Genomic DNA, 20,685 nt, shown 5'->3' with positions numbered 1-20,685 from the left:
AACGGAAGCAACCGATTTGGAACGCTGAGGTTGCAAGAACGAAAATGTTGCACTACAAAATCCAGCCTCCCAGAGTGCTGCCGAGGGGCGACTCGCGAGAAGGACGACGCTGGAGAGTTTTTGCAACATCCTCAGCTTAAGTATTTTCCGAAGACTCCGATACGGCAGTTGAGGAAATGCAGCATGCCCATCATTCTGTCGGTCAATGGAATCGTGGAGACGTATCCGATTAAGCCGGTTGGCCCACGGAATGGCCGTGCCGAATCTGCTGGAGAGCGAGGGCATCATGGCCGACATTCCTCTTCATTAGATCGCTCGGCCTTGGCAGCACAAACAGCTTATCAACAACAGAACAGCGAACGGCCACACCCGAAACCGGCGATCTTAGCTCGGGACTTGATGAGTGCTCCGGTTCACTCTCTTCCATCCGACAGCACCTTGCTGGACGCCTGGTCGAGCATGTCGCACAAAGGATTCCACCATATCCCCATCACGTCGATGCACGACACTCTCGTCGGAATGGTGTCGTATCAGGACCTACTCCATCATGTTCCGGAACTGATCACGGCGGCCGATAAGCGACAGGCCTCCAGGCGGCGATTGGCTGACATCATGACTTCTCGAGTTGTTTCTGCAACACCCGTGACAGAGATCCGTGACATTGCTCGCGTCATGCTCGATGAACGGATTCATGCCGTTCCGATCTTGGATCACGATCGTCGTGTCGTAGGCATCCTTGCTATCCGAGATCTGTTGCAGGGTCTCGCGAACCACGGTCCCCTCGAACTCTGGACGTGACTCCTCCTCCACAGCCGTGGACTGTCCGGCTCCCCTGAGTGGCCGTTGCCGTGATCAATCCGGAAGTGTCGAAATCTATGCGCTCTTCTGGATCAGGACACGTTGAACCATTGTGAGAACGTCGCGGCTTGACCGACAGGTGTCCCAACCGAATCGATAACGTTCCAGATCAATGCCTGCTCGACAAGGAAGCGTTGACCTGTCGAAGAAATTCTGATTCCCCGATATCCGTCGAAGTAACCGTAGAGTTTGGCTCGTTCCAACATCCTTGCCCGCTCAGCCCGGTCATCCGGCTCGGCCGTGAGTCGCGACGGCGTCTTGATGAATCGATCCCAGGAGAGTTCCCAGAGGTCCAAGGCGGTTTGATTGCCATAATTCAAGATCGGGTCCGGTTCCACACTGTGCGACACCACGACAAAGGAGGCTTCGAACAATGTTCGCGCTTGCCGGTTCCTGTCGCCCGCCCGCTCGATCAGATCTTTTCCAATCCAATGACGATAGCTGTCCAGCAACAGCTGACTCCACTCCACAATACGTGGTTCGTCCCAGGACGCAATTATCACGAGCGTGGTGGTAACACGTCTTGCAAGGCAGGGCAAGCTTCACCGCCTTCGCAGAGAGCTAAGTGCGCAGCCATGAAGCCAAGGCGCTCGGCTTCGCGATGGGAGACCCGTATCATTTAAACCGATAAACCGACAAGATCAGGCACCACAATGTGAAAGTCTCCAGCTCCAACTATGCGCTCTACGGCGACATGTCCCGGCGCGTGATGAGCACGCTTTCGGATCTCATCGATGCGGTCACAACGATCAGTGAGAAGATTTTCCGGCCCGGCCACGCTTACCAGAAATGCGGCGTCATGCTGACGGATCTGGTTCCGGCGGTAAGGGAACGGCACGATCTGTTCGATGAAAGGGACCGGCAAAGACAATCGCGGCTGATGAAGCGGTTGATGCAATTAATTCAGACCATGGTGCGCGCATGATCCAATTTGGCGATCTTGGCGGCACAAAGCGGTAATGGGCAATGCGGGCCGGTTTCCGCAGACCGCGTTATACAACGCGGTGGGAAGAGATTCCTCTTGTGCGGTAGACAGGAGACGATTCCTTCCTTTGTGGAACGAACGCGAAACACTGGCCTGATCGATATAACTGATAAATCTATGAATCCATGCGGTCATAGCGGCTTGGAATGGAGGTGGTTACTGTGGCAGGGAAACCACGCCATTCCTGAGCGCGCGGTGGGAACGGCCTTTGGCGTCCGGTAGGAGTCCGACGGTAACCACGTGACGGTGACGGAAGGTGTAAAGGTGTAGTGGACATCCAAGTGAGCCGCTCAGCCTCGAAGCTTGGTAAGTTCGATGTCTAGCTCCTGTAACCACTTCCCAGATATGACTTCCTCATCTGCGCTATTGGGAGGACAATGAAAAGGGGTCGACCATCTCGAAGACTCCAGTCAAGAGGCACACGACACCTTCCGCACGTCGCTTTCCATCCTCAGGCATCGTGCGCTGGGATTGTGTGGACACCACTCCCCCGTGTGAGGCCTGACGCGCGTCCCCGTTCTCCTTCCGGTGGTGTCGACTCCCACCACTGAGTCGCACCCGTCACCCATCAGGATCAAGGCGAGACAGAGACGCCGGCTGGTCTCTCTCTGCCGCCCCTGGCACAGCGTGTGCCCCAGAGAACTGTCGGTACCCGGCCGCGTCCATGGTGCCGAAACACAGAATTCGTGGCTGCCGCATGGCGCCACCCTTCGCGTGGCTCGCGGCCGAGGCGACTCAGTTCCTCACCCGTCGGCGAGGGCGTTGGGTGGACCGGCGTGGGGCTAATCAGCACCCGCGGGCTCGCAGCCATCCCCCTTATGAGCTCCGCGCACCGGTCCACGAGTCGGTCAGGCGGCAAACGCGCGCGTGACCTGAAACGACACCTGCTCCCGCAGGATGTGATAACAGGCGCGCGCGAGCTCCATGTCCTTTGCGGAAGCGTTCTCGGGGAGAGCTGGTCCTGCCGGGCGGAGCTGGACGCTCCAGCCTCCGTTAGGCAGCGGAACAACGGTTATGCTGATGGCCGGTAGATCTGACATCTTGTCCTCCTGTGCGCAGGACCCCACCTGAGTGCGGCGGCCTAGCGGTATGGAGCCACAACAGATCTCAAAAAGAGGCCACGGTGTAGCCGTCCGCTCCACTGGGACTGTTAGACTTGGCTTAGGGATGTGGCTCTAATTTCGAATGTGAATCCTACTCCAAAGTCTCCCTCCTGGAAGTCTTCCCTCCTATTATAGTCGACGGTGGACTATTGTATTCCCACTTAAGGCATCTTTGGCCGACAGTGTGAAAACTAGCTTTCGTTCCTCAATTACATTCGACTCGAGACTTTTTTCTTCCTTTATATTCATATAAAAAATGGGGCACTTCTAAAACCGCCACTCTAAATGTTCCTCACTATCTATCTTCGCTATAACAATATTTTGTCCGATCTGCTATTATTGCTCTCCCGCTGAAGTATTTGGAGCGAACTTCGAGATCGACATCGCAATCCAACACATGCAGCAAGGAGAAAAGTTGATCAATCGATTTACGGAAGTTAGTTAGTCGAGCAAGATAGACCTTTGTGGGCAGACAAGCCCATCTGCCTACTGATTCCTGCTTCGAACTAGGACACTGTTTTTAACGGCTCTTGGGCTTCAAGGGTCAGCCTATACACATCGGCTTAACCGCTCGGTGCATTGATGCTTAAATCGCATTCCCTTACTCTATGAGATTCAAACGAGGGGAGGTCTGCTATGCCGAAGGAAACAAACAGGCGACGCCGACATCGGACTGCTTCACCGGAGAAAGAGGGGCAACGTCCGGACAAAACTGTCTACCGTGGACACACTATAGAGGTTGATGCTGGACGAGAGAGGGCGTTGACAAAGGAAGATGCGTCGGTTCGTCTCCGTATAGACGGGAACGAGATCCCTGTTGAAAGAGCAGAGGACGGATTTCTTTCGCACGCGAGCATGTTTAAAGTTTATGGCTCCCCGTATGAGTTGGCCGAAGATCTCATTCGCCAATGGGGAGAAGCTGAGATTAGTGTCTCTGAGCCACACTCTGGCCACGGCTCACACCCGAGTCACAAACCTGATCGCAATCACGGCGAGAAATAGTTCGGAAGTGTCTATGGACCCTAACGTGGACTTCTGGTACAGGAGGATGAAATGGCACTTCGCTGTCGAAAGAATCAAGCAACCCTTACGGCTCAGGAAAAGGGACACTATGTGGCAGCCGTATTGGCGCTGAAAGCAAACGGCAAGTATGACCAGTACGTGCAAGAACACATCAATGCTATGAACGATGCCCATCGAGGACCTGCGTTTCTACCATGGCATCGCGAGTATCTTCGGCGGTTCGAGCTGGACCTCCAAACGATTGATTCGAGCGTCACGCTTCCATACTGGAATTGGACGGTCGACAATTCACCAAGCTCGTCTCTATGGGACATCACGTTCATGGGCGGCGATGGCCGGCCTTCCGACGGACAAGTGATGACCGGGCCTTTTGCCCATGCGAACGGTAACTGGACTCTGAATGTCGATGGGCCATTCCTTCGACGTCGCTTCGGGATTTCGGCACCCTCGCTTCCCACGCCGAGTGACGTCACGTCCGCTCTCAACGAAACGGTCTACGACGTGGCGCCGTATACTCGATTGTCCGCCTCGGGATTTCGCAATCGCCTTGAAGGATGGATATCAGGTCCTCAATTGCACAACCTTGTGCATGTATGGGTCGGTGGATCTATGTTGCCCATGTCCTCTCCCAACGATCCCATCTTCTTCCTTCACCACTGCTTCGTAGATAAGCTCTGGGCGGATTGGCAACGACTCCATCCCGGCGCCGGGTATCTGCCGGTCAACGGAGCGGCCCAGGGCCACAATCTGGGAGACGCGATGCAGCCGTGGGCCGGCATAGGTCAGACGGTGACTCCCGGCAGCGTGCTTGATCATCAAGCGCTGGGATACGCTTACGATACGGAACCCGAGTGCCGGCCCAAATTGAAATTCCGAGATGATATCGCGACTCTGAAATTCCGGGACGATATTCCGCCCACACTGAAATTCCGAGATGATATCGCGACTCTGAAATTCCGGGATGATATTCCGCCCACACTGAAGTTTCGAGACGATAGCCCGCCCACCATCAAATTTCGGGACGATACGCCGACGATGAAATTTTCCGACGACGGTGGGACACTCAAGGTTGCCGATGACGGCGTGACGCCGGGCCCCGGCCTGCCCGATCCGAGGGCCGGTGTGCGAGAGATGAGTCAAGGTGCTGCGGGGCGGTCGTCCGCGCCGTTCATCCTTGCCACTCCGCATCACTCCATGGCATGGACTCAGAGCTTTCCGGACGCATTCCAATCGGCGCTTGCGGAGCGTGAGAACGCCCTCGCCCAATGCGAGGCAGCGATCATGGAACGGGAAGATGCGCAGCGACAGGGTCTTCTCACGTCCAACGAAGAACAGCAACTGATGGCGCTTCGTCAAGAATACGCCGCGCTGCAGGCAGAATACCAGCAACTCGCGCAGCATGAAGGAGGGTGTTGCTGAGGCTCAGTGCCTAACAAGCAAAAAGCGGTCGGTGTGATCCTGCTTGTCTCTCACGCCGTGGATGAACATGCGACGGCGGTCCTGGCTGAACTTGGGCGTCTGGGAGCCGACGCGCGGTTACTCGACCTTTCACAGTTTCCTCAGCAGCTTCGGCTCGTGATGGCATACGAGCGGAAGGGAGTCCGTTCGTTCTCGCTGTATTCTCAATCCACGCCGGAAATCCGATGCGCCGACATTCGCTCCGTCTGGTGGCGTCGCCCTCAATCGTTTAAACTTCACCCTGAGGTCACTCGCGGTACACATCAGACCTTTGCTTACAACGAAGCATCGGAGGCTTTTGCCGGTTTTTGGAATGCCCTCGATGCTCGGTGGATCAATCATCCCAGCCGCGATGACGTTGCGAGCCGCAAAGCCTTTCAACTGCGCATCGCTCAGGAAGTCGGTCTGGACATTCCAAAAACCCTTATCACGAACGATCCGGAAGAAGCACGCCGCTTCATTGAGGAGGTCGGCGCTGGGCACACAATCTGCAAAGCGTTTTCCGCCACCATTCACGAATGGCGAGAGACTAGGCTTGTAGGCCCGGCCGAATTACAGGCGCTGGACGCGGTGCGCTATGCTCCCGTCATCTTCCAGGAATACGTGCCTGCCATTGCCGATCTTCGTATCACGGCGGTCGGTGAGGAACTCTTTCCAGCCGCCATCTATTCACAAGAAACTTCATACCCGGTTGACTTCCGCATGGAAATGTCGCGGGCACATACCGAGAGCATTACCCTGCCGGACGAAGTCACCAGTCGACTAAAGATGCTTCTGTCGCGATTCGGCTTGATGTATGGCGCGATCGACATGCGGCTGACACCGGAAAACAAGTATGTGTTTCTTGAAATCAACCCCGCCGGACAATGGTTGTTCGTCGAACAAAGGACTGGGCAGCCGATCACGGCTGCCCTTGCCCGATTGCTCGCCCATGGCGTATCGAATCAATAATCAACGTCGTTAGCCGTGAATGAGCAATGCAAGCCATGACATACCTCCATTCCTAAGTACATTGAACACAGATGAATTCGCGATAGTGGAACTAAAGCGGGAAGCTGCCCGGCGGGCCCGACTTCCATCGCTACCGTCTTTCAAGAGCGGCGGGAACCAGGTTCGAAATCCCGAATCTGGGTGCACTGTATGACGCGACAGAATGACATTAGAGGCCATTTCAAGATATAAATCCATCCCTATAAGTCTGGTCATGCCTCGTCTGCACAACGACAATGGAGTGGATTCAGACACCGTTCCCTGAAGAGAGACATCCCAACACGCGCCCCGCAAGAAGCCCGCGCGATACAACGCGGTGGGAAGAGATTCCCCTGGTACGATAGCTCGGGGACGCCTTCTTGGCGACCACACTCTTGATCTTCTCAGATACTAGATACACACTTCCCCCGCGTCGGCGGATACTAAAATACGTAGTGGACGAAGCCGTGCTTAAGAATGGCGGGGACGCTAATACCGCACCCGAAACGTAAGGGAATCCTCGGGCCGCGTCTTGTTTCATGCGAGAGGGCATTCGTGGCGGCCGTCGCGCACATCGAATTAACACACAGCCCGTTGACCTCTATGTTCAGGCCTGTCTCCTGCCCATGTTTTCTGACGACGTTTCTATAGATTGAATTCGGATCCAACGGCTTCTCAAGCTCTCCCGTGCGATTACTCAAAACCGGACGGAACTGCGGCCCGTCTTCGTCGTTGTCGCGACTGGCAAGTTGTAAATAATGTTCAATGAACCGCTGCGCGAGCGGATGCACGGGAACATATCGAATCTTCCCGCCTTGCCCTTCACTTTGAAGTGCTTCACGCCCTCGCGGCTCTGGATATCCTTGACAGCCAGCCTGCACAGTTCTCCCGGCGCATGCCCTGATCGAGTAACGAAGCCAGAATGGCACGGTCGCGTACCCCTTTTAACGTGTCCTCCGGAGGCGCTTCGAGCAGCCGCCGCGCCTGTTCATCCGAAAGAGCAGGGGTGCTGCCCTCGTTGCTGTTCGCCATCGGTCGCTTCAGGCCGTCCACCGGATTGCCGGATATGGCGTTGCGCTCGTACAGGTAATCAAACAGCGAGGTGAGGGCCGAGAGCTTCCGCCGAATCGTCGCTGCGGATAGTTCCCGGCCCTCGAGCGTTTCACGCTATGCGATCTCGTGCGCGCGCGTCACGGTTCGAAAATCATCAGGCCTTCTTAGGCCAAGGAATTCTGAAAACTCGCTCCTGTCGATTTTATAGGCACGGCGGGCTTTCTCATTGGTGATGTTTACGACCCATTCAAGCTCGGGCGGCACTTCGGCAAGCCGGTCAAACTGCGCCGCTGTCAGACTGCCTTGCTCGAATGGAACCAGTTCGATCGCCCAAACCATGAATAATCTTCCTCACCGCCAGCTCAGGAAGCATGTCCTGTCTGCGGATCGCCCGCATGTTCTCGTTGCGGCTCATTCCCACCGTTAACCGTTAAGCGTTCACGCCGCTAGATCGAGAGGCAAGTCCTGAAGCCATGGAGGAATGGGTGGTGTCCGTGAACGAGACGGGCTTTCAGCCTTCGTAGCCTGTTGACTACTGTTGACTACTATGGCGGAGTAGGCTCGGCGAGGTGTCGCCGGCGAACTAACAGAGGACGCACAGGCACCTTGTCAAAGCCCTAGGACTTCTCTGTATAATAGCGTGGTTTGCGCTTGGGATGGGTAGGAGTTGAGATGGCAGGCAAGACCTTATTCGATAAGATTTGGGATTCGCATGTCGTCCGGTCAGAACCGGACGGAACGACGCTGCTGTACATCGATCGACAATTGGTTCATGAAGTGACATCGCCTCAGGCCTTCGAAGGGTTGAAACTCGCAGGGCGCCGTCCTCGTCGGCCCGCTGCGACATTGGCTGTGCCGGATCATAACGTCCCGACCACAGACCGGCGGCTTGGGATCGCCGATCAAGTGAGCGCCCTTCAGATTCAAACACTTGAAGATAACTGCAAGGACTATGGTATCTCCATTTTCAACATGAGCGACATACGCCAGGGTATCGTCCATGTCATCGGCCCGGAACAGGGCTTCACCCTCCCTGGTACAACGATCGTCTGTGGTGACTCCCACACCTCCACCCATGGGGCGTTTGGTGCCCTGGCCTTCGGCATTGGGACGAGTGAAGTGGAACACGTGTTGGCCACTCAATGTTTGGTGCAGAAGCGACCCATGACAATGGAACTACGCGTCGATGGAACTCTCTCCGACCGCTGCTCAGCCAAGGATATTATTCTGGCGATCATTGGGAAGATCGGCACCGCCGGGGGAACCGGCTATGTCATCGAATATACCGGTTCGGCAATTGAAGTCCTCAGCATGGAGGGCCGTATGACCCTCTGTAACATGTCGATCGAGGGTGGGGCTCGTGCAGGCATGGTCGCCCCTGACGACAAGACAATTGCCTATATCAAGGACCGACCGTTGGCGCCCAAGGGAGAGCTGTTCGCACAGGCGACCCAGGCATGGCGGCAGCTCAAGACCGATTCTGACGCCACGTATGATGCAACCGTCACATTGCAGGCAGAACAGATCGCGCCGCAAGTCAGTTGGGGCACCAACCCCGGTATGGTACTTGGTGTGGACCAGAATATTCCGGATCCCCGAGCGATGCCGGATGAGAAAACAAAGAATGCCACCGACCGGGCATTGGCTTACATGGGGCTAGCACCCAATATGCCGATTACCGACATTAAGATCGATAGGGTTTTCATCGGCTCCTGTACGAACTCGCGGATCGAAGACCTTCGGCTCGCCGCCGGCTTCGCGAAGGGCAAGAAGGTCGCGAAGACCGTGCATGCCATGGTGGTGCCGGGATCGGGGCTCGTCAAGCAGCAGGCGGAGGCGGAAGGACTCGACCGAGTGTTCCGCGAGGCAGGGTTCGAGTGGAGGGAGGCTGGCTGCAGCATGTGTCTCGCGATGAATGCCGATGTACTGAGGCCCGGTGAGCGCTGTGCCTCTACGAGTAATCGGAATTTTGAAGGGCGCCAGGGAGCTGGAGGCCGCACCCATCTGGTGTCGCCGGCCATGGCGGTGGCCGCGGCCATTGAAGGGCACTTTGTGGATATCCGGCACTGGAGCTGATTACGCAATGGAACCTTTCACGACACTGACCGGGCTCGTTGCTCCCCTGGATCGCGTGAACGTCGACACCGATCAGGTGATTCCGAAGCAGTTTCTGAAGACGATCAAGCGCACTGGGTTGCGCGAAGGTCTGTTCTTTGATTGGCGGAAATTAAAAGACGGCTCTCCAGATCCATCATTCTTCTTAAACCAGCCTCGTTATCGGAGTGCGACGATCCTCTTGACCCGCGACAATTTCGGCTGTGGCTCATCCCGTGAGCATGCCCCTTGGGCCCTGCTGGATCAGGGGTTCCGATGCATCATTGCGCCGAGTTTTGCGGACATCTTCTATAACAATTGTTTTCAGAACGGCATCCTTCCTGTGGTGTTGAGAGCTGAAGAGGTGCCGCCGCTCATGAAGGACGTACTCAGTATTGAGGGCTACCAGCTGACGGTTGATCTGGGCCGCCAAACAGTGACCACCCCGCTGGGGAGCGTGTATCGGTTCGAGATCGACCCCTTCCGCAAGGATTGCCTCTACCGAGGACTTGATGCGATCGGCCTCACGCTCCAGCACGAACATGCGATCACGGCCTATGAATCTCGGCGGAAGGCTGAGGTTCCTTGGCTGTTCGGTGACCTCCATGCTTAACTGAGGAGATACCAGTGAAACTGTTTCTGACGCTTCTCTTCTTTGTGGGCGCGGCCTACCTCATTGTCGTGTTCAACTGGACCTATTCCGATGGAAACCGAGCCGGGTACATCCAAAAATTTTCCTCGAAGGGCTGGCTTTGTAAGACGCATGAAGGAGAGTTGGCCATGACAACCGTGCCGGGAACGGCACCTCTGCTTTGGGACTTTACGATCTGGGACGATAAAGTCGCCGCGCAATTATCGGAGGTGATGGGGAAACGTGTGATCTTGCATTACAAAGAGTATCGCCATATTCCGACCACCTGCTTCGGTGAGACCACCTATTTCGTGGACAAGGTGGAAATTCAAGAAGAGTAGTATCAGACACCAGGATGTTCAAAAAGACCGTCATTCTCACCCGCCCACCCCGGCGCGCCTAGACGCGCCTTCCCACGGGCAAGGCTGCAGCTAGCGAAGAGGCGAAGCGTACTTTTTGCCGTACGTTGAGTCTCTGAGCGACGTGAGAACGAAGCTGGAGGGCTTTTTCAACATCCTGCTAAAGCCATTTCTTTCGGCGGAACCCAATCAGCATCACGGCCGTCACGACTCCCATTACGCCCAATGCCATCGGGTAACCCCAGGACCATTTCAACTCCGGCATATGCTCGAAATTCATGCCGTAGATGCCTGCGATAAAGGTGAGCGGCATGAAAATCGTCGTGATCACCGTCAGCACCCGCATGACGGCGTTCAGCCGATAGCTGACGCTTGATAGGTAGATGTCGAGACTCGCGGAGACCATTTCTCGCAATGTCTCGATGGTGTCGACGATCTGCACCACATGGTCGTAGACGTCTCGAAAAAATACCTTGGTGGGTTCATGTAAAAATGGACATTCCGATCGAGACAGGTTGTTGATCGCTTCCCGCAGGGGCCAGACGACGCGCCGCACGAATAGGAGTTGCTGTTTGAGCGCATGAATGTCTTTGAGTATATCCTGCTTGGGGTCGGCGATCACTCGTTCCTGCAGCAATTCAATCCGCTCGCCGAGCATTTCGAGAACAGCGAAATATTGGTCGACCACGGCATCAATGAGTGCATGGAGCAGATAGTCCGATCCACTTTGACGAAGCCGCCCCTTGCCACCTCGGAGGCGATCCCTCACCGGGTGAAACACGTCGGTTCCATTCTCTTGGAACGAGAGGACGTAGTTACGCCCAAGGACGAAACTGACTTGTTCGACCAGTATGTCCCCGCGGGCAGAGGTCGTGAGCATCTTCATGACCAGAAAGAAATATGCCTCATAGTCATCGAGCTTGGGGCGCTGATCGGTGTTGGCGATGTCTTCCAGCAAAAGCGGGTGGAGATTGAACTGTTTGCCGAAGGCTTCCAAGATGTCGATCCTGTGCACGCCCCCGACATCAACCCAGGTGACCGTTTCGTCGGCGGGCAGTCGAATCTCATTCGCGTCCGTGACGACATGCTCTTCGCATCGGGCACCGGCATAATTGAACAGGGTCATAGTGACGGCCTCGGTTCGCGCCTCGCCGATGTGGATGAGCGTTCCGGGCGAGAGTCCCGACTTCCTTGACCGTTTCTGGACCAATTTCATGATAGCGTGCTTGTACGCAGATTCTTGTGTCAGGTCAAGCGACCGACGAGATCGCTCCTTTTCTTCTGTCTTCAGGCTTGTTACTCTTCTGTCATGGGATGGGCCTACGAGCTGGAAGTCCTTATCGATGCAATCCGATCGGCCGGGAGGGAGGCCTTACGATTCGCCGCCGATGGGTTCGAGATAACCCAGAAACCGGATCATTCTCCGGTGACCTCGGCAGACCTCGCCGTGAATCAGATTCTCCTATCTCGCCTGCGGTCGGCCTTCCCTCTGGATGGTTGGCTATCAGAGGAATCGCCGGATGAACTGGAAAGGCTCCGCAAAACGCGGGTCTGGGTCGTCGATCCGATAGATGGGACGAAAGCGTTCATCAGTGGTGAGCCGGAGTTTTGTGTCTCCGTCGCACTCATTCAAGGAGGTCAACCGGTTGTGGCGGCCATCTTCAACCCTTCGACGGACGAGTTATTCACGGCCATTCGAGGAGGAGGGCTTCATCTCAATGACAGATTGATTACCCCACAAAATCCGCGCGGCAGCCGGCAACCGCTGGTCGCCCTGAGTCCATGGGAGTGCGAAATCGGCCGCTTCGCATCGCTTGTGCCGGTTATGAGCAGCCCCCCGATTCGCTCCATCGCCTGGGCGCTTGGCCTCACAGCGAACGGACGCATCGATGGAGCCGCAACGCTCGAACCGGAAAATGAATGGGATGTTGCGGCGGGAACCCTCCTGATCGAGGAAGCAGGTGGGATCATCTATGACGGGAGCGGACGTGGCCTGACCTTTAACCGGCCCGAGCCTCGCTTTTGCGGAATCATCGCCACCAGCCAGCACTGCCCCGATGCACTCTCTCGACAGCTCAAGCTCCTGACTTGCTCGGTCTCTGGAGACGATGAATAACCGCGCTTGCGTTTAGAAGCGAGTGCTTATCGGAAGTTGTCTATTGTGGCCGGTGAGGAGAGATCTTCTTAGGATTCTAGAAATCGGCTTGAGTCAAACGTCGACAAGCCTCATCGAGATCAGGATCCGTCTTCGCGTAGCTGAAGCGAACATAATTGGCCCCGGCCTGTCCCGTGAAAAAGGCCTCTCCTGGTACACCAGCGATACCGGTCCGTTCCAATAGATACATGGCCCGAGCTTTTCCACTGTCTCCTGGAAGCCGCGAGACATCGGCCAATACGTAATAGGCTCCTTCTGGGATCGATGGCGTCAGTCCCGCCTCGTCCAGAGCGCTGCAAAATTTGTCGCGCTTATGCTGATATTCTCGAGCCAGGGTTCCATAGAAATCGTCGGGCAATTCTCTGATACCGTGAGCCACACCCATTTGGAGCGGCGCTGGCGCACAGACGTAGAGGAGATCGTTCATAGCGCCGATCGCTTTTGTCCATCGCTGCGCAGCCACACTGTATCCGATGCGCCACCCTGTGACGCTGAACGTCTTCGAGTACCCACCGATAGTCACCGTCCGTTCGGCCATATTCGGCAAGGAGGCCATGCCCACGTGGCTCCGCCCATCATAGAGAAAGTACTCATAGATTTCGTCGGTAAAGACGAACAGATCGTGTCGGCACGCAAAATGTGCCAGCGCCTCAAGTTCCGTTCGGCTGAACACCTTGCCCGATGGGTTGCCGGGCGAATTGACGATGATGGCCTTCGTATTCGGCGTCAGGACCTGCTCGAGCTGGGTCGGTGAATACGTCCATGCCGGCGGCTGCATTTTGACGACTACAGGAACGGCTTCGACGGCCACGAGTGCGCTGATATGGTATTGATAGTACGGCTCAAACAAGATGACCTCGTCGCCGGGGTTGAGGAGTGCCGCGCAGGCACAGTGAAAGGCGCCGGTAGCCCCGGCGCTGACGGTCACTTCCGTTTCAGCGTCGGCGTGAAGGTCGTTATAGTGGGCCAGCTTATTGGCTATGGCCTGCCGGAGTTCTGGCAACCCATCGAAGCGAGTGTAGACATTGTACCCGTCCCTGATGGCCTTCTCCGCCCCTTCAAGAACGATCGGAGGCACCGGCGTATCACAAACACCTTGCGCCATATTGAGACCCTTCACGCTCGCACAAGCCTGTGTCATCGCCCGAATCTCCGATTGGGCGAGATCCGCCATCCGTCGACTGACCGTTCGCATCACCATACTCCTGCTTAACCTTCCTGGGCCGGTATCCTTTGTGGCAGAGGATTATGACGACGTCAAGATGGGTCACAATTCGGAGCGCGATAGGAGCGGTTGTAGGCATCACCCCAAGGAAGACATATATTATGCGTGCTCAGGTCGTCTCTCAGGGTAGACTAATAGTGATCGCATATTGTGGCGATCATACGCCTACGGGAGGTACGGTGAAGACATCGGATTCTATTGACTCTCATGTCGTTTGGACTTCAATAGAGCCATCGCAGACGCCTTTCGTTCCATCACTTGTGAGGTGTCGTGCGTGACCTGAGCGAGAGAAGGGCAGTGCGTGGGCCCACAATCAAGGTTATCCGCAGTTGCCATCGGGTCGGGAGACGGAGTATGGGTGCTCGTCTCCGCCCTCAATCGCGGCGCGTTCTTCCGGCGATAACATGACAAATAAACCACGGCGTTCTTCGGACATTCCCAAAGCGGCGGTTGAGGCGCTGCGGCATGGGAATTTGATCGAGGCGATCAAGGTTGTTCGTCAAGAACGGAATATCGGCCTGAAAGAGGCGAAGAAAGAGGTGGAAGCCTATCTCGTCTCTCAGCCGGCCCTCAAGAAAAAGATGGACCAGGTGCTCGCCACGGCCCAACAGAGATTTATTCGTTGGCTGATGGGATTTCTGCTGCTTGCGGCAGGAATGGCGTATCTCGTGATGCATGGCCTTGGGTGATAGAGAAAGGGAGTAGGCGGCCGAGAGTTGAGGTTAGCCTAAGTCGACGTAAGGAGTGCAACATGAAACGTGGCAGAAAGTTGCCCATGGTCATCATGCTGAGCCTAGCCTTGTATTGGGCCCTTGTGCCCGCTGTAGTGACGGCCACGGTGCAAGTGTTGCCTGAAACGATTTTGTTGGTGGAGGGGAAAACGGTCACGCGACAGAGCCGCCTGCTGGGCCATCCGGTTGTGAAAGGGCTGCTCGCCTCGTTCGAACGTGCGGAGGTGGCGCTGAAAAAGGAGGATATCGACGCACTCATGCAGTTTTATGCACCGTCCTACGACTACCATGGGTTGAAAGAAAGCGACGTGCGACGGGTATGGGGCGAGGTGTTTGAACACTACAAGGCTGTGGAATCACTCCATTTATTTTCCGATATCAAAGTCTCGCGAGTGAACGATGGGCTTCGTGCGGAAGTGACCTGCACGGGAGGATTGTACGGCATCGACGAACGCTCGGGCGATCGAGTCACCCTCGACAGTTGGTTTCGTGAAGTCCACTATCTGGTGAAAGAGGGTGATGCCTGGCGGTTTCTTGGCAATGCCGGAGAGGTGCCGGCTGCCGCCCCATTCGCATCAGCCCCGCACCACCCACTGTTCTGATCTGCGCGAAAGGGTCTAGCTCTGTCGAACGTGCGTGATGATGGTCGGCATGAGAGCGAAGAACAGGAGAGCCGCATAGTAAACAGCGCCTGAGACTGGATCGCGATCGAGAAAGACTTCCGTTGTCGACAGTCCTCTGAGCCATATTCCCACAGCCAAGTCGGCCATCAAAACCATTCCCAGAGCGATGAACCCGACGGTGAGTGCTGAAGACAGCCGACCATCATCGAGCCCGCGACGGACTAACCATGCAGCTGCAGCGACAATGACGATGAGCATCAGAGGCATTTCCAAGAGTTCTGCGGTGCGCTCACCGAGCAGTGGAACAACCATGAGGACTCGCCCGATTCCCAGCACGAACCCCGCACCGAACACCAGAAGAAAGTAGAGGGCTGCCGCTTGTAGGATTCGCGAGTCCAAATCAGCTGCACGCTATAAAGGACTCGCGGTTCACGTTGGCAAGGTGAGGTTTCAGCCAAACCTCTGAAAGTCTATTCATGACGGTCCTCCTCTTCAATACGTCATCGACTGTGAGACGTGCGGGTTTGGGTCGGCACACACATTATATAGAAACTGACCAGGGGATAATCGAGGATACTGCATCGCTGCCCATTAAACGGAGTCACTGTGGAAATCTGGAAGACGAGCAGCGGTCTTTTCTGATAGACTTCTCCGGTCACCATGACGGAGGAAGCACGCGTGGAATACGATCTTCCCATGAAAGCCCTGGAGGCGCTGTCGCAAGGCGACCGCAGCAAAGCAATCGAACAGGTTCAGCTGGAACGAAACATGAGCCGTGAGGAGGCGAGGGAGATGGTTGCCTCGTTTATCCTCTCACAACCTTCTCTGCAAGCGAAAATGAGACTGGAGGAAAGCCGCGCGAGGACACAATGGGGTCTCATGCGCTGGCTGATCCTGTTCCAAGCGATCGCGGTCGCAGTCGGGTACTTCCTCTTGTTCCGAGATCAATGGTGAGCCGACCTACCAGAAGTGGCAGTATGATTTCCCTGTTTGCGACTCCGGTTGTAACTTTCCTCTATTGAGAAGCCTCTGTTTCCCTCGGACTCCATCCGGAGGGACCACTGTTGTCTCTGTCGGGACCAGCGGGACATTCGCCATAGAGAATCTTTGTGTTGCATTCGACCACCATGGCCCTTCGCTGACGTGGCACAACGCTACAGTGAACAGGGAAGGCTGTTTGATAGTCGATGTTATGCATGGCATGCACCCTGCTGCAAATTGTGCTAGCGAAAGGGACGTGATGCGGATTGAGAGCAGCATACAGACGCCCAGTGAGACAAGGAGAGCAGCAACATGGTACGCCCGCCCGACGGAAGCCCTGGCTGATGAATTCCTGACAGACCTCAACGTCGGTTTACCTGTTGATGAAGCGGCACGCCGGCGAACGCAAGAAGGACCCAACGAATTACCCGAAGCCCCTCCTCCCTCGTTGCTGAAACTCTTCGTCGCACAGTTCGCGAGCCTCCTCGTGTGGGTGCTGATCGGAGCGGCCTTTGTGTCCGGTTTGTTGGAAGACTGGATTGATGCGGCGGCGATTCTGGCCATCGTGTTTCTCAATGGCCTGCTGGGGTTTGTCCAGGAATTCCGAGCCGATCGATCACTGGCGGCACTCCGCAAGATGTCGGTCGCGACGGCCCGCGTCATTCGGGAAGGCACGCTGCAGTCTATTTCTGCACGAGAACTGGTCAGAGGAGACGTGATTGCCCTCGAAGCGGGCGACCGCATTCCCGCAGATTCACGTTTACTCTACTCAACGAATTTCCAAGCTCAAGAAGCCTCACTCACCGGGGAATCGACACCCGTACAAAAACAGGCGGAGCTGCTCGATGCCGCCGAAGTACCGCTCGCCGATCAACGCAACATGGTCTTCATGGGCACCGTGGCTGTCTCCGGCAAGGCCCGTGGGCTCGTGGTGGCGACAGGTCTAGGAACGGAACTGGGCCGGATCGCCGCCATGATCCGAAAGGCCGATGAGGCGGAGCGTAGCGAGACACCGCTGCAACGACGGTTGGAACAATTCGGATATACGCTCTTATGGCTGACGCTTGGGGTGGTCACAGTCGTGTTCGGCCTCGGGTATCTCCGGGGAGAACCGCTGGTTGAGATGTTCCTCATTTCGGTAAGCCTCGCGGTGGCGGCTGTGCCCGAAGGCCTCCCCGCTGTCGTCACGATTACATTGGCCTTGGGAGTCACCAGAATGGCCAAGCGACATGCGTTGATTCGCAAACTCCCCGCGGTCGAAACGCTGGGATCTGCCACAGTGATCTGCACCGACAAGACCGGTACCTTGACGAAGAATGAGATGACGGTGACGCGCTTGATCATGGGTGACTCCCACTTCGAAGTGACCGGCGAGGGATATGAACCGGCAGGGGAGATTCGGGAAAGCAGCACTCCGGACTCAGGACTTCCCTCTGGTCTGCGCGACCTTCTGACTACCGCGGTGCTTTGCAACGGCGCGACATTGCAACAAGAAAACGGCATCTGGCGGATCATCGGCGATCCGACGGAAGGTGCGCTGCTCGTGGTTGCGGCAAAGGCCGGTCTCACGAAAGCCGAGTTGGAGCGCCGAGCGCCTCTGGACAGAGAAGTTCCGTTCGATGCCGAGCGGAAGATGATGACGATCATCCGCCGAACGGAGCAAGGCCGTATGGCTTACTGCAAAGGAGCACCCGATGTCTTGCTGAAACGTTGCGCTGCGCGTGTCACGCTGGATGGCCGGATCGAACCCCTGGACCAACAGGATCGACAGCTGATCGACGAAGCTAATGCTTCCTTGGCACAACAAGCCCTCCGCGTACTGGGCGTCGCGTACAGGCCTCTAGACCAATCGGCGAGTTCGGATGAAGAGGTGGAGCGCGATTTGATCTTTCTCGGCCTTCTCGCGATGAAGGATCCGTTGCGGCCCGAAGCGGCAGAGGCGGTGCGCCTTTGTCGGGATGCAGGCATCCGTACTGCCATGATCACCGGAGATCACAAGGAGACAGCGATCGCGATTGCCCGCGAATTAGGCCTCTATCGCGATGACGGGGTGGCGTTGTCCGGGTCAGAGCTGGACGGCTTAACCGACGAGCAAGTGAGGCAACGTGTGGAGCGAATCAGCGTGTATGCCCGTGTATCGGCCGAGCACAAGCTCCGGATCGTTCAGGCCTGGAAGCGGAACGGGGCCATTGTCGCCATGACCGGTGACGGGGTCAACGATGCGCCGGCGATCAAGGCGGCGGATATCGGCGTGGCGATGGGGATGACCGGCACCGACGTGACCAAAGAAGCATCGGATATGGTAGTGACGGACGACAACTTCGCCTCGATCGCCGACGCGGTCGAGGAGGGCCGGGGCATCTTCGACAACATCAGAAAGACGGTGCATTTTCTCCTGTCGTGCAACGTCAGCGAAGTGTTGGTCATGCTCTTTGCCACATTGCTTGGCTTGCCCTTGCCGCTCCTGCCTATTCAAATTTTGTGGATGAATCTCGTGACGGACGGTTTTCCCGCCCTTGCACTGGCAGTCGATCCGAAAGCGCCGGACCTGATGCAGCAGCCGCCGCGACAGACCCAAGCACGCTTACTGGACGGTGAAAGGCTTTGGACCATCGCCGGCGAAGGCATGATGTTGGCGGTCATTGCCCTGAGCGCGTTTTCGTACAGCCTGTTTGTCTGGCAACAGCCGATCGATCAGGCGCGAACGGTGACGTTCGCTGTGATGGTTGCCGCTCAGTTGGTGCACGCCTTTAATTGCCGGAGTGATCGTTGGTCGCTGTTTCAAGTGGGAGTGACGACGAATCGCTCGCTTATTTGGGCTGTGCTCGTTTCTCTTGCCCTGCAAATTGCCATTCTCGCGACCCCGTTCCTGCAGTCCATCTTCAAGGTCGCACCCTTGCCGATGGAAGATTGGGAACTGCTGGTGGCCATGACGCTCATCCCATTGGCCGTCGTGGAAACGATCAAATGGTTCAGAAGGCGGCGGGCAATCAGCGTTTAGATGGATGAAAGTGCGTCGCTTGTCCATGGAAGAGTTCCGCCGCCTCCATGACGGTCTCGCTCAGCGTGGGATGCGGATGGATTGAGGCCGCCAGGTCTTCCGCGACTGCACCCATCTCCACCGCCAGGACGCCCTCGGCGATCAGCTCTCCCGCGCCGACTCCGCAGAGCCCTACTCCGAGGATTCTTCCGGATTCGGCATCGCAGACCAATTTGGTCAGGCCATCGTTGCGGCCCATGGTGGCGGCTCGACCTGAAGCCGCCCAAGGAAAGCGCGTCACTTTTACGGCTTGTCCCGCTGCCTTGGCGGCTTCTTCGGTCAGACCGCACCATGCGATTTCGGGATCGGTGAAAACGACGGCCGGAATAGCGGCAGGATCGAACGTCGCCTCTCTTCCAGCAATCACCCTGGCCGCGACCAACCCTTCATGGGTAGCCTTGTGCGCCAGCATCGGTTCCCCGATCACATCGCCGATCGCAAAGATGGTCGGCTCGGCCGTGCGAAGCCGTCTATCGACCTGCACGAACCCTTTCTCAGAAACGGCGACTTTGGTGTGTTCGAGTCCGAGCTGCTCCGTGTTCGCCTTGCGCCCCACGGCGACGAGCACGCGATCGAAGACCTCTAGGTTGGTTCCCTCAGGGCCCTCCAGGGTTGCCGCGATACCGCCCTGGCGAACCTCTAGTGCGGCCACCTTTGTGTTCAGCTTGATGGCCTTGAATCGCCGTTGCAGACGTTGCTGCAGGGGCCTCACGAGGTCCGGATCGGCGCCGTTGAGCAGGCGCGACAGCATCTCGACGATCGTCACTTCGGATCCAAGCGCTTCGTACACGGTGCCCAATTCCAGTCCGATGTATCCACCGCCCACGACCAGTAATCGCCCCGGAACGTCGGGCAAGTCGAGCGCGCTCGTGGAATCCATCACTCGCGGATCATTGAGCTTGAGAGAATTCGGAACGGCAGGACGCGAGCCGGTGGCGAGGATTGCGTGAGAGCAGGAGAGCGTTGTCGTTCCGTTAGGCCCGGACAATGTCAGCGTCGTCGGATTCGTGAAGGCTGCGCTCGCTTGAAACACATCCACCTTCCGGCTGTCTGCCAACGTCCGCACACCCTTGGTCAACTTGCCGATGGTGCCTCTCGTCCGTTCACGGAGCGTTTCGAGATCGATCTTGGGCTTCTCAAAATGAATCCCCCAGCTTTCCGCCTCTGCTGCATCTGTGATCAGCTTGGCCGCATGGAGCAAAGCTTTTGAGGGAATACAGCCTCGCAAGAGACAGACGCCTCCAAGTTGCGGTTCTTGGTCGATCAATGCGGTGCGGAGGCCGATATCAGCCGCGTGAAAGGCCGCGGCGTAGCCGCCTGGGCCCGCCCCAATTACCGCTACGTCGTACTGTGATTCAGCCATGCGTACCTCTTGTTGCTCAACGGAGTGCTGAGAG

Annotated in this window: 19 protein-coding genes; 12 read left to right on the top strand and 7 right to left on the bottom strand. The window is 56.6% G+C overall.

What is annotated here, in order from left to right; translation table 11 throughout:
* The first annotated feature begins 183 nt into the window (after window positions 1-183).
* Complete coding sequence (locus tag P0120_16865) at window positions 184-798, top strand: CBS domain-containing protein (protein ID MDF0675982.1); 615 nt, start codon at window positions 184-186, stop codon at window positions 796-798.
* Between the two features lie 92 nt (window positions 799-890).
* Here P0120_16865 and P0120_16860 read toward each other — a convergent pair whose 3' ends face one another.
* Window positions 891-1,361, bottom strand: a complete 471-nt coding sequence (locus P0120_16860; protein MDF0675981.1) for an MEKHLA domain-containing protein — start codon at window positions 1,359-1,361, stop codon at window positions 891-893.
* A gap of 152 nt (window positions 1,362-1,513) precedes the next feature.
* Here P0120_16860 and P0120_16855 point away from each other — a divergent pair, with 152 nt between their 5' ends.
* On the top strand, window positions 1,514-1,783 hold the full coding sequence (locus P0120_16855) for a hypothetical protein (GenBank protein ID MDF0675980.1): 270 nt from the start codon (window positions 1,514-1,516) through the stop codon (window positions 1,781-1,783).
* Between the two features lie 908 nt (window positions 1,784-2,691).
* Here the strand turns inward: P0120_16855 and P0120_16850 are convergent.
* Entirely contained in the window at window positions 2,692-2,883 is a 192-nt protein-coding gene (locus P0120_16850; protein MDF0675979.1) for a hypothetical protein, read from the bottom strand.
* Between the two features lie 1,116 nt (window positions 2,884-3,999).
* On the opposite strand from P0120_16850, the gene P0120_16845 reads away from it, so the two are divergent.
* On the top strand, window positions 4,000-5,388 hold the full coding sequence (locus P0120_16845) for a tyrosinase family protein (GenBank protein MDF0675978.1): 1,389 nt from the start codon (window positions 4,000-4,002) through the stop codon (window positions 5,386-5,388).
* A 6-nt stretch (window positions 5,389-5,394) separates the two neighbouring features.
* On the top strand, window positions 5,395-6,378 hold the full coding sequence (locus tag P0120_16840; protein MDF0675977.1) for a hypothetical protein: 984 nt from the start codon (window positions 5,395-5,397) through the stop codon (window positions 6,376-6,378).
* 1,185 nt (window positions 6,379-7,563) lie between these two features.
* On the opposite strand, the gene P0120_16835 is transcribed toward P0120_16840, so the two are convergent.
* A complete protein-coding gene (locus P0120_16835; GenBank protein ID MDF0675976.1) occupies window positions 7,564-7,788 on the bottom strand; it encodes a hypothetical protein in 225 nt (74 codons plus the stop codon).
* 333 nt (window positions 7,789-8,121) lie between these two features.
* On the opposite strand from P0120_16835, the gene leuC reads away from it, so the two are divergent.
* Genes leuC through P0120_16820 form a run of 3 tightly spaced genes read left to right on the top strand, consistent with a single transcriptional unit; the run spans window position 8,122 to window position 10,515 of the window.
* Window positions 8,122-9,525, top strand: coding sequence for a 3-isopropylmalate dehydratase large subunit (gene leuC, locus P0120_16830; protein MDF0675975.1), 1,404 nt, complete (start codon window positions 8,122-8,124; stop codon window positions 9,523-9,525).
* 7 nt (window positions 9,526-9,532) lie between these two features.
* Window positions 9,533-10,156: a 3-isopropylmalate dehydratase small subunit gene (leuD, locus tag P0120_16825; GenBank protein ID MDF0675974.1), complete on the top strand. Its 624-nt coding sequence runs from the start codon at window positions 9,533-9,535 to the stop codon at window positions 10,154-10,156.
* A 14-nt stretch (window positions 10,157-10,170) separates the two neighbouring features.
* Entirely contained in the window at window positions 10,171-10,515 is a 345-nt protein-coding gene (locus P0120_16820) for a hypothetical protein (protein MDF0675973.1), read from the top strand.
* 178 nt (window positions 10,516-10,693) lie between these two features.
* Here the strand turns inward: P0120_16820 and corA are convergent, their stop codons facing one another.
* Window positions 10,694-11,749, bottom strand: a complete 1,056-nt coding sequence (gene corA / locus P0120_16815) for a magnesium/cobalt transporter CorA (GenBank protein MDF0675972.1) — start codon at window positions 11,747-11,749, stop codon at window positions 10,694-10,696.
* A 93-nt stretch (window positions 11,750-11,842) separates the two neighbouring features.
* Between corA and P0120_16810 the strand changes: the two genes are divergently transcribed.
* Window positions 11,843-12,649 (top strand): 3'(2'),5'-bisphosphate nucleotidase CysQ, encoded by an 807-nt coding sequence (locus P0120_16810; GenBank protein ID MDF0675971.1) that lies wholly within the window; start codon window positions 11,843-11,845, stop codon window positions 12,647-12,649.
* A gap of 76 nt (window positions 12,650-12,725) precedes the next feature.
* On the opposite strand, the gene P0120_16805 is transcribed toward P0120_16810, so the two are convergent.
* Window positions 12,726-13,883: an aminotransferase class I/II-fold pyridoxal phosphate-dependent enzyme gene (locus tag P0120_16805; GenBank protein ID MDF0675970.1), complete on the bottom strand. Its 1,158-nt coding sequence runs from the start codon at window positions 13,881-13,883 to the stop codon at window positions 12,726-12,728.
* Between the two features lie 434 nt (window positions 13,884-14,317).
* Here P0120_16805 and P0120_16800 point away from each other — a divergent pair, with 434 nt between their 5' ends.
* Entirely contained in the window at window positions 14,318-14,602 is a 285-nt protein-coding gene (locus P0120_16800; GenBank protein MDF0675969.1) for a hypothetical protein, read from the top strand.
* A 62-nt stretch (window positions 14,603-14,664) separates the two neighbouring features.
* On the top strand, window positions 14,665-15,246 hold the full coding sequence (locus tag P0120_16795; GenBank protein ID MDF0675968.1) for a hypothetical protein: 582 nt from the start codon (window positions 14,665-14,667) through the stop codon (window positions 15,244-15,246).
* Between the two features lie 15 nt (window positions 15,247-15,261).
* Here P0120_16795 and P0120_16790 read toward each other — a convergent pair whose 3' ends face one another.
* Window positions 15,262-15,666, bottom strand: coding sequence for a hypothetical protein (locus P0120_16790; protein MDF0675967.1), 405 nt, complete (start codon window positions 15,664-15,666; stop codon window positions 15,262-15,264).
* A 279-nt stretch (window positions 15,667-15,945) separates the two neighbouring features.
* On the opposite strand from P0120_16790, the gene P0120_16785 reads away from it, so the two are divergent.
* Together P0120_16785 and P0120_16780 are read left to right on the top strand one after the other, a co-directional pair.
* On the top strand, window positions 15,946-16,221 hold the full coding sequence (locus tag P0120_16785) for a hypothetical protein (protein ID MDF0675966.1): 276 nt from the start codon (window positions 15,946-15,948) through the stop codon (window positions 16,219-16,221).
* A 286-nt stretch (window positions 16,222-16,507) separates the two neighbouring features.
* Window positions 16,508-19,249 carry a cation-translocating P-type ATPase gene (locus P0120_16780; GenBank protein MDF0675965.1) on the top strand — a complete coding sequence of 914 codons (2,742 nt, stop codon included), beginning with the start codon at window positions 16,508-16,510 and terminating at the stop codon, window positions 19,247-19,249.
* Here the strand turns inward: P0120_16780 and lpdA are convergent.
* Window positions 19,239-20,651: a dihydrolipoyl dehydrogenase gene (gene lpdA / locus P0120_16775; GenBank protein MDF0675964.1), complete on the bottom strand. Its 1,413-nt coding sequence runs from the start codon at window positions 20,649-20,651 to the stop codon at window positions 19,239-19,241. The genes P0120_16780 and lpdA overlap by 11 nt on opposite strands.
* Between the last annotated feature and the right edge of the window lie 34 nt (window positions 20,652-20,685).

Origin of the sequence: Nitrospira sp. (assembly GCA_029194675.1) — a bacterium.
Classification (GTDB): Bacteria; Nitrospirota; Nitrospiria; order Nitrospirales; family Nitrospiraceae; genus Nitrospira_D.
The sequence above is the reverse complement of the archived record's forward strand: the minus strand, read 5'-3'. Positions and strand labels throughout refer to the sequence as shown.

What these genes read in the sequence shown, in the direction of transcription:
- P0120_16805 (MDF0675970.1), bottom strand. Translation starts at nt 13,883, where the DNA reads ATGCGAACGGTCAGTCGACGGATGGCGGATCTCGCCCAATCGGAGATT.
- P0120_16795 (MDF0675968.1), top strand. Translation starts at nt 14,665, where the DNA reads ATGAAACGTGGCAGAAAGTTGCCCATGGTCATCATGCTGAGCCTAGCC.
- P0120_16780 (MDF0675965.1), top strand. Translation starts at nt 16,508, where the DNA reads ATGCGGATTGAGAGCAGCATACAGACGCCCAGTGAGACAAGGAGAGCA.
- P0120_16835 (MDF0675976.1), bottom strand. Translation starts at nt 7,788, where the DNA reads ATGGTTTGGGCGATCGAACTGGTTCCATTCGAGCAAGGCAGTCTGACA.
- P0120_16845 (MDF0675978.1), top strand. Translation starts at nt 4,000, where the DNA reads ATGGCACTTCGCTGTCGAAAGAATCAAGCAACCCTTACGGCTCAGGAA.
- lpdA (MDF0675964.1), bottom strand. Translation starts at nt 20,651, where the DNA reads ATGGCTGAATCACAGTACGACGTAGCGGTAATTGGGGCGGGCCCAGGC.
- P0120_16865 (MDF0675982.1), top strand. Translation starts at nt 184, where the DNA reads ATGCCCATCATTCTGTCGGTCAATGGAATCGTGGAGACGTATCCGATT.
- corA (MDF0675972.1), bottom strand. Translation starts at nt 11,749, where the DNA reads ATGAAATTGGTCCAGAAACGGTCAAGGAAGTCGGGACTCTCGCCCGGA.
- P0120_16850 (MDF0675979.1), bottom strand. Translation starts at nt 2,883, where the DNA reads ATGTCAGATCTACCGGCCATCAGCATAACCGTTGTTCCGCTGCCTAAC.
- leuD (MDF0675974.1), top strand. Translation starts at nt 9,533, where the DNA reads ATGGAACCTTTCACGACACTGACCGGGCTCGTTGCTCCCCTGGATCGC.
- P0120_16800 (MDF0675969.1), top strand. Translation starts at nt 14,318, where the DNA reads ATGACAAATAAACCACGGCGTTCTTCGGACATTCCCAAAGCGGCGGTT.
- P0120_16810 (MDF0675971.1), top strand. Translation starts at nt 11,843, where the DNA reads ATGGGATGGGCCTACGAGCTGGAAGTCCTTATCGATGCAATCCGATCG.
- leuC (MDF0675975.1), top strand. Translation starts at nt 8,122, where the DNA reads ATGGCAGGCAAGACCTTATTCGATAAGATTTGGGATTCGCATGTCGTC.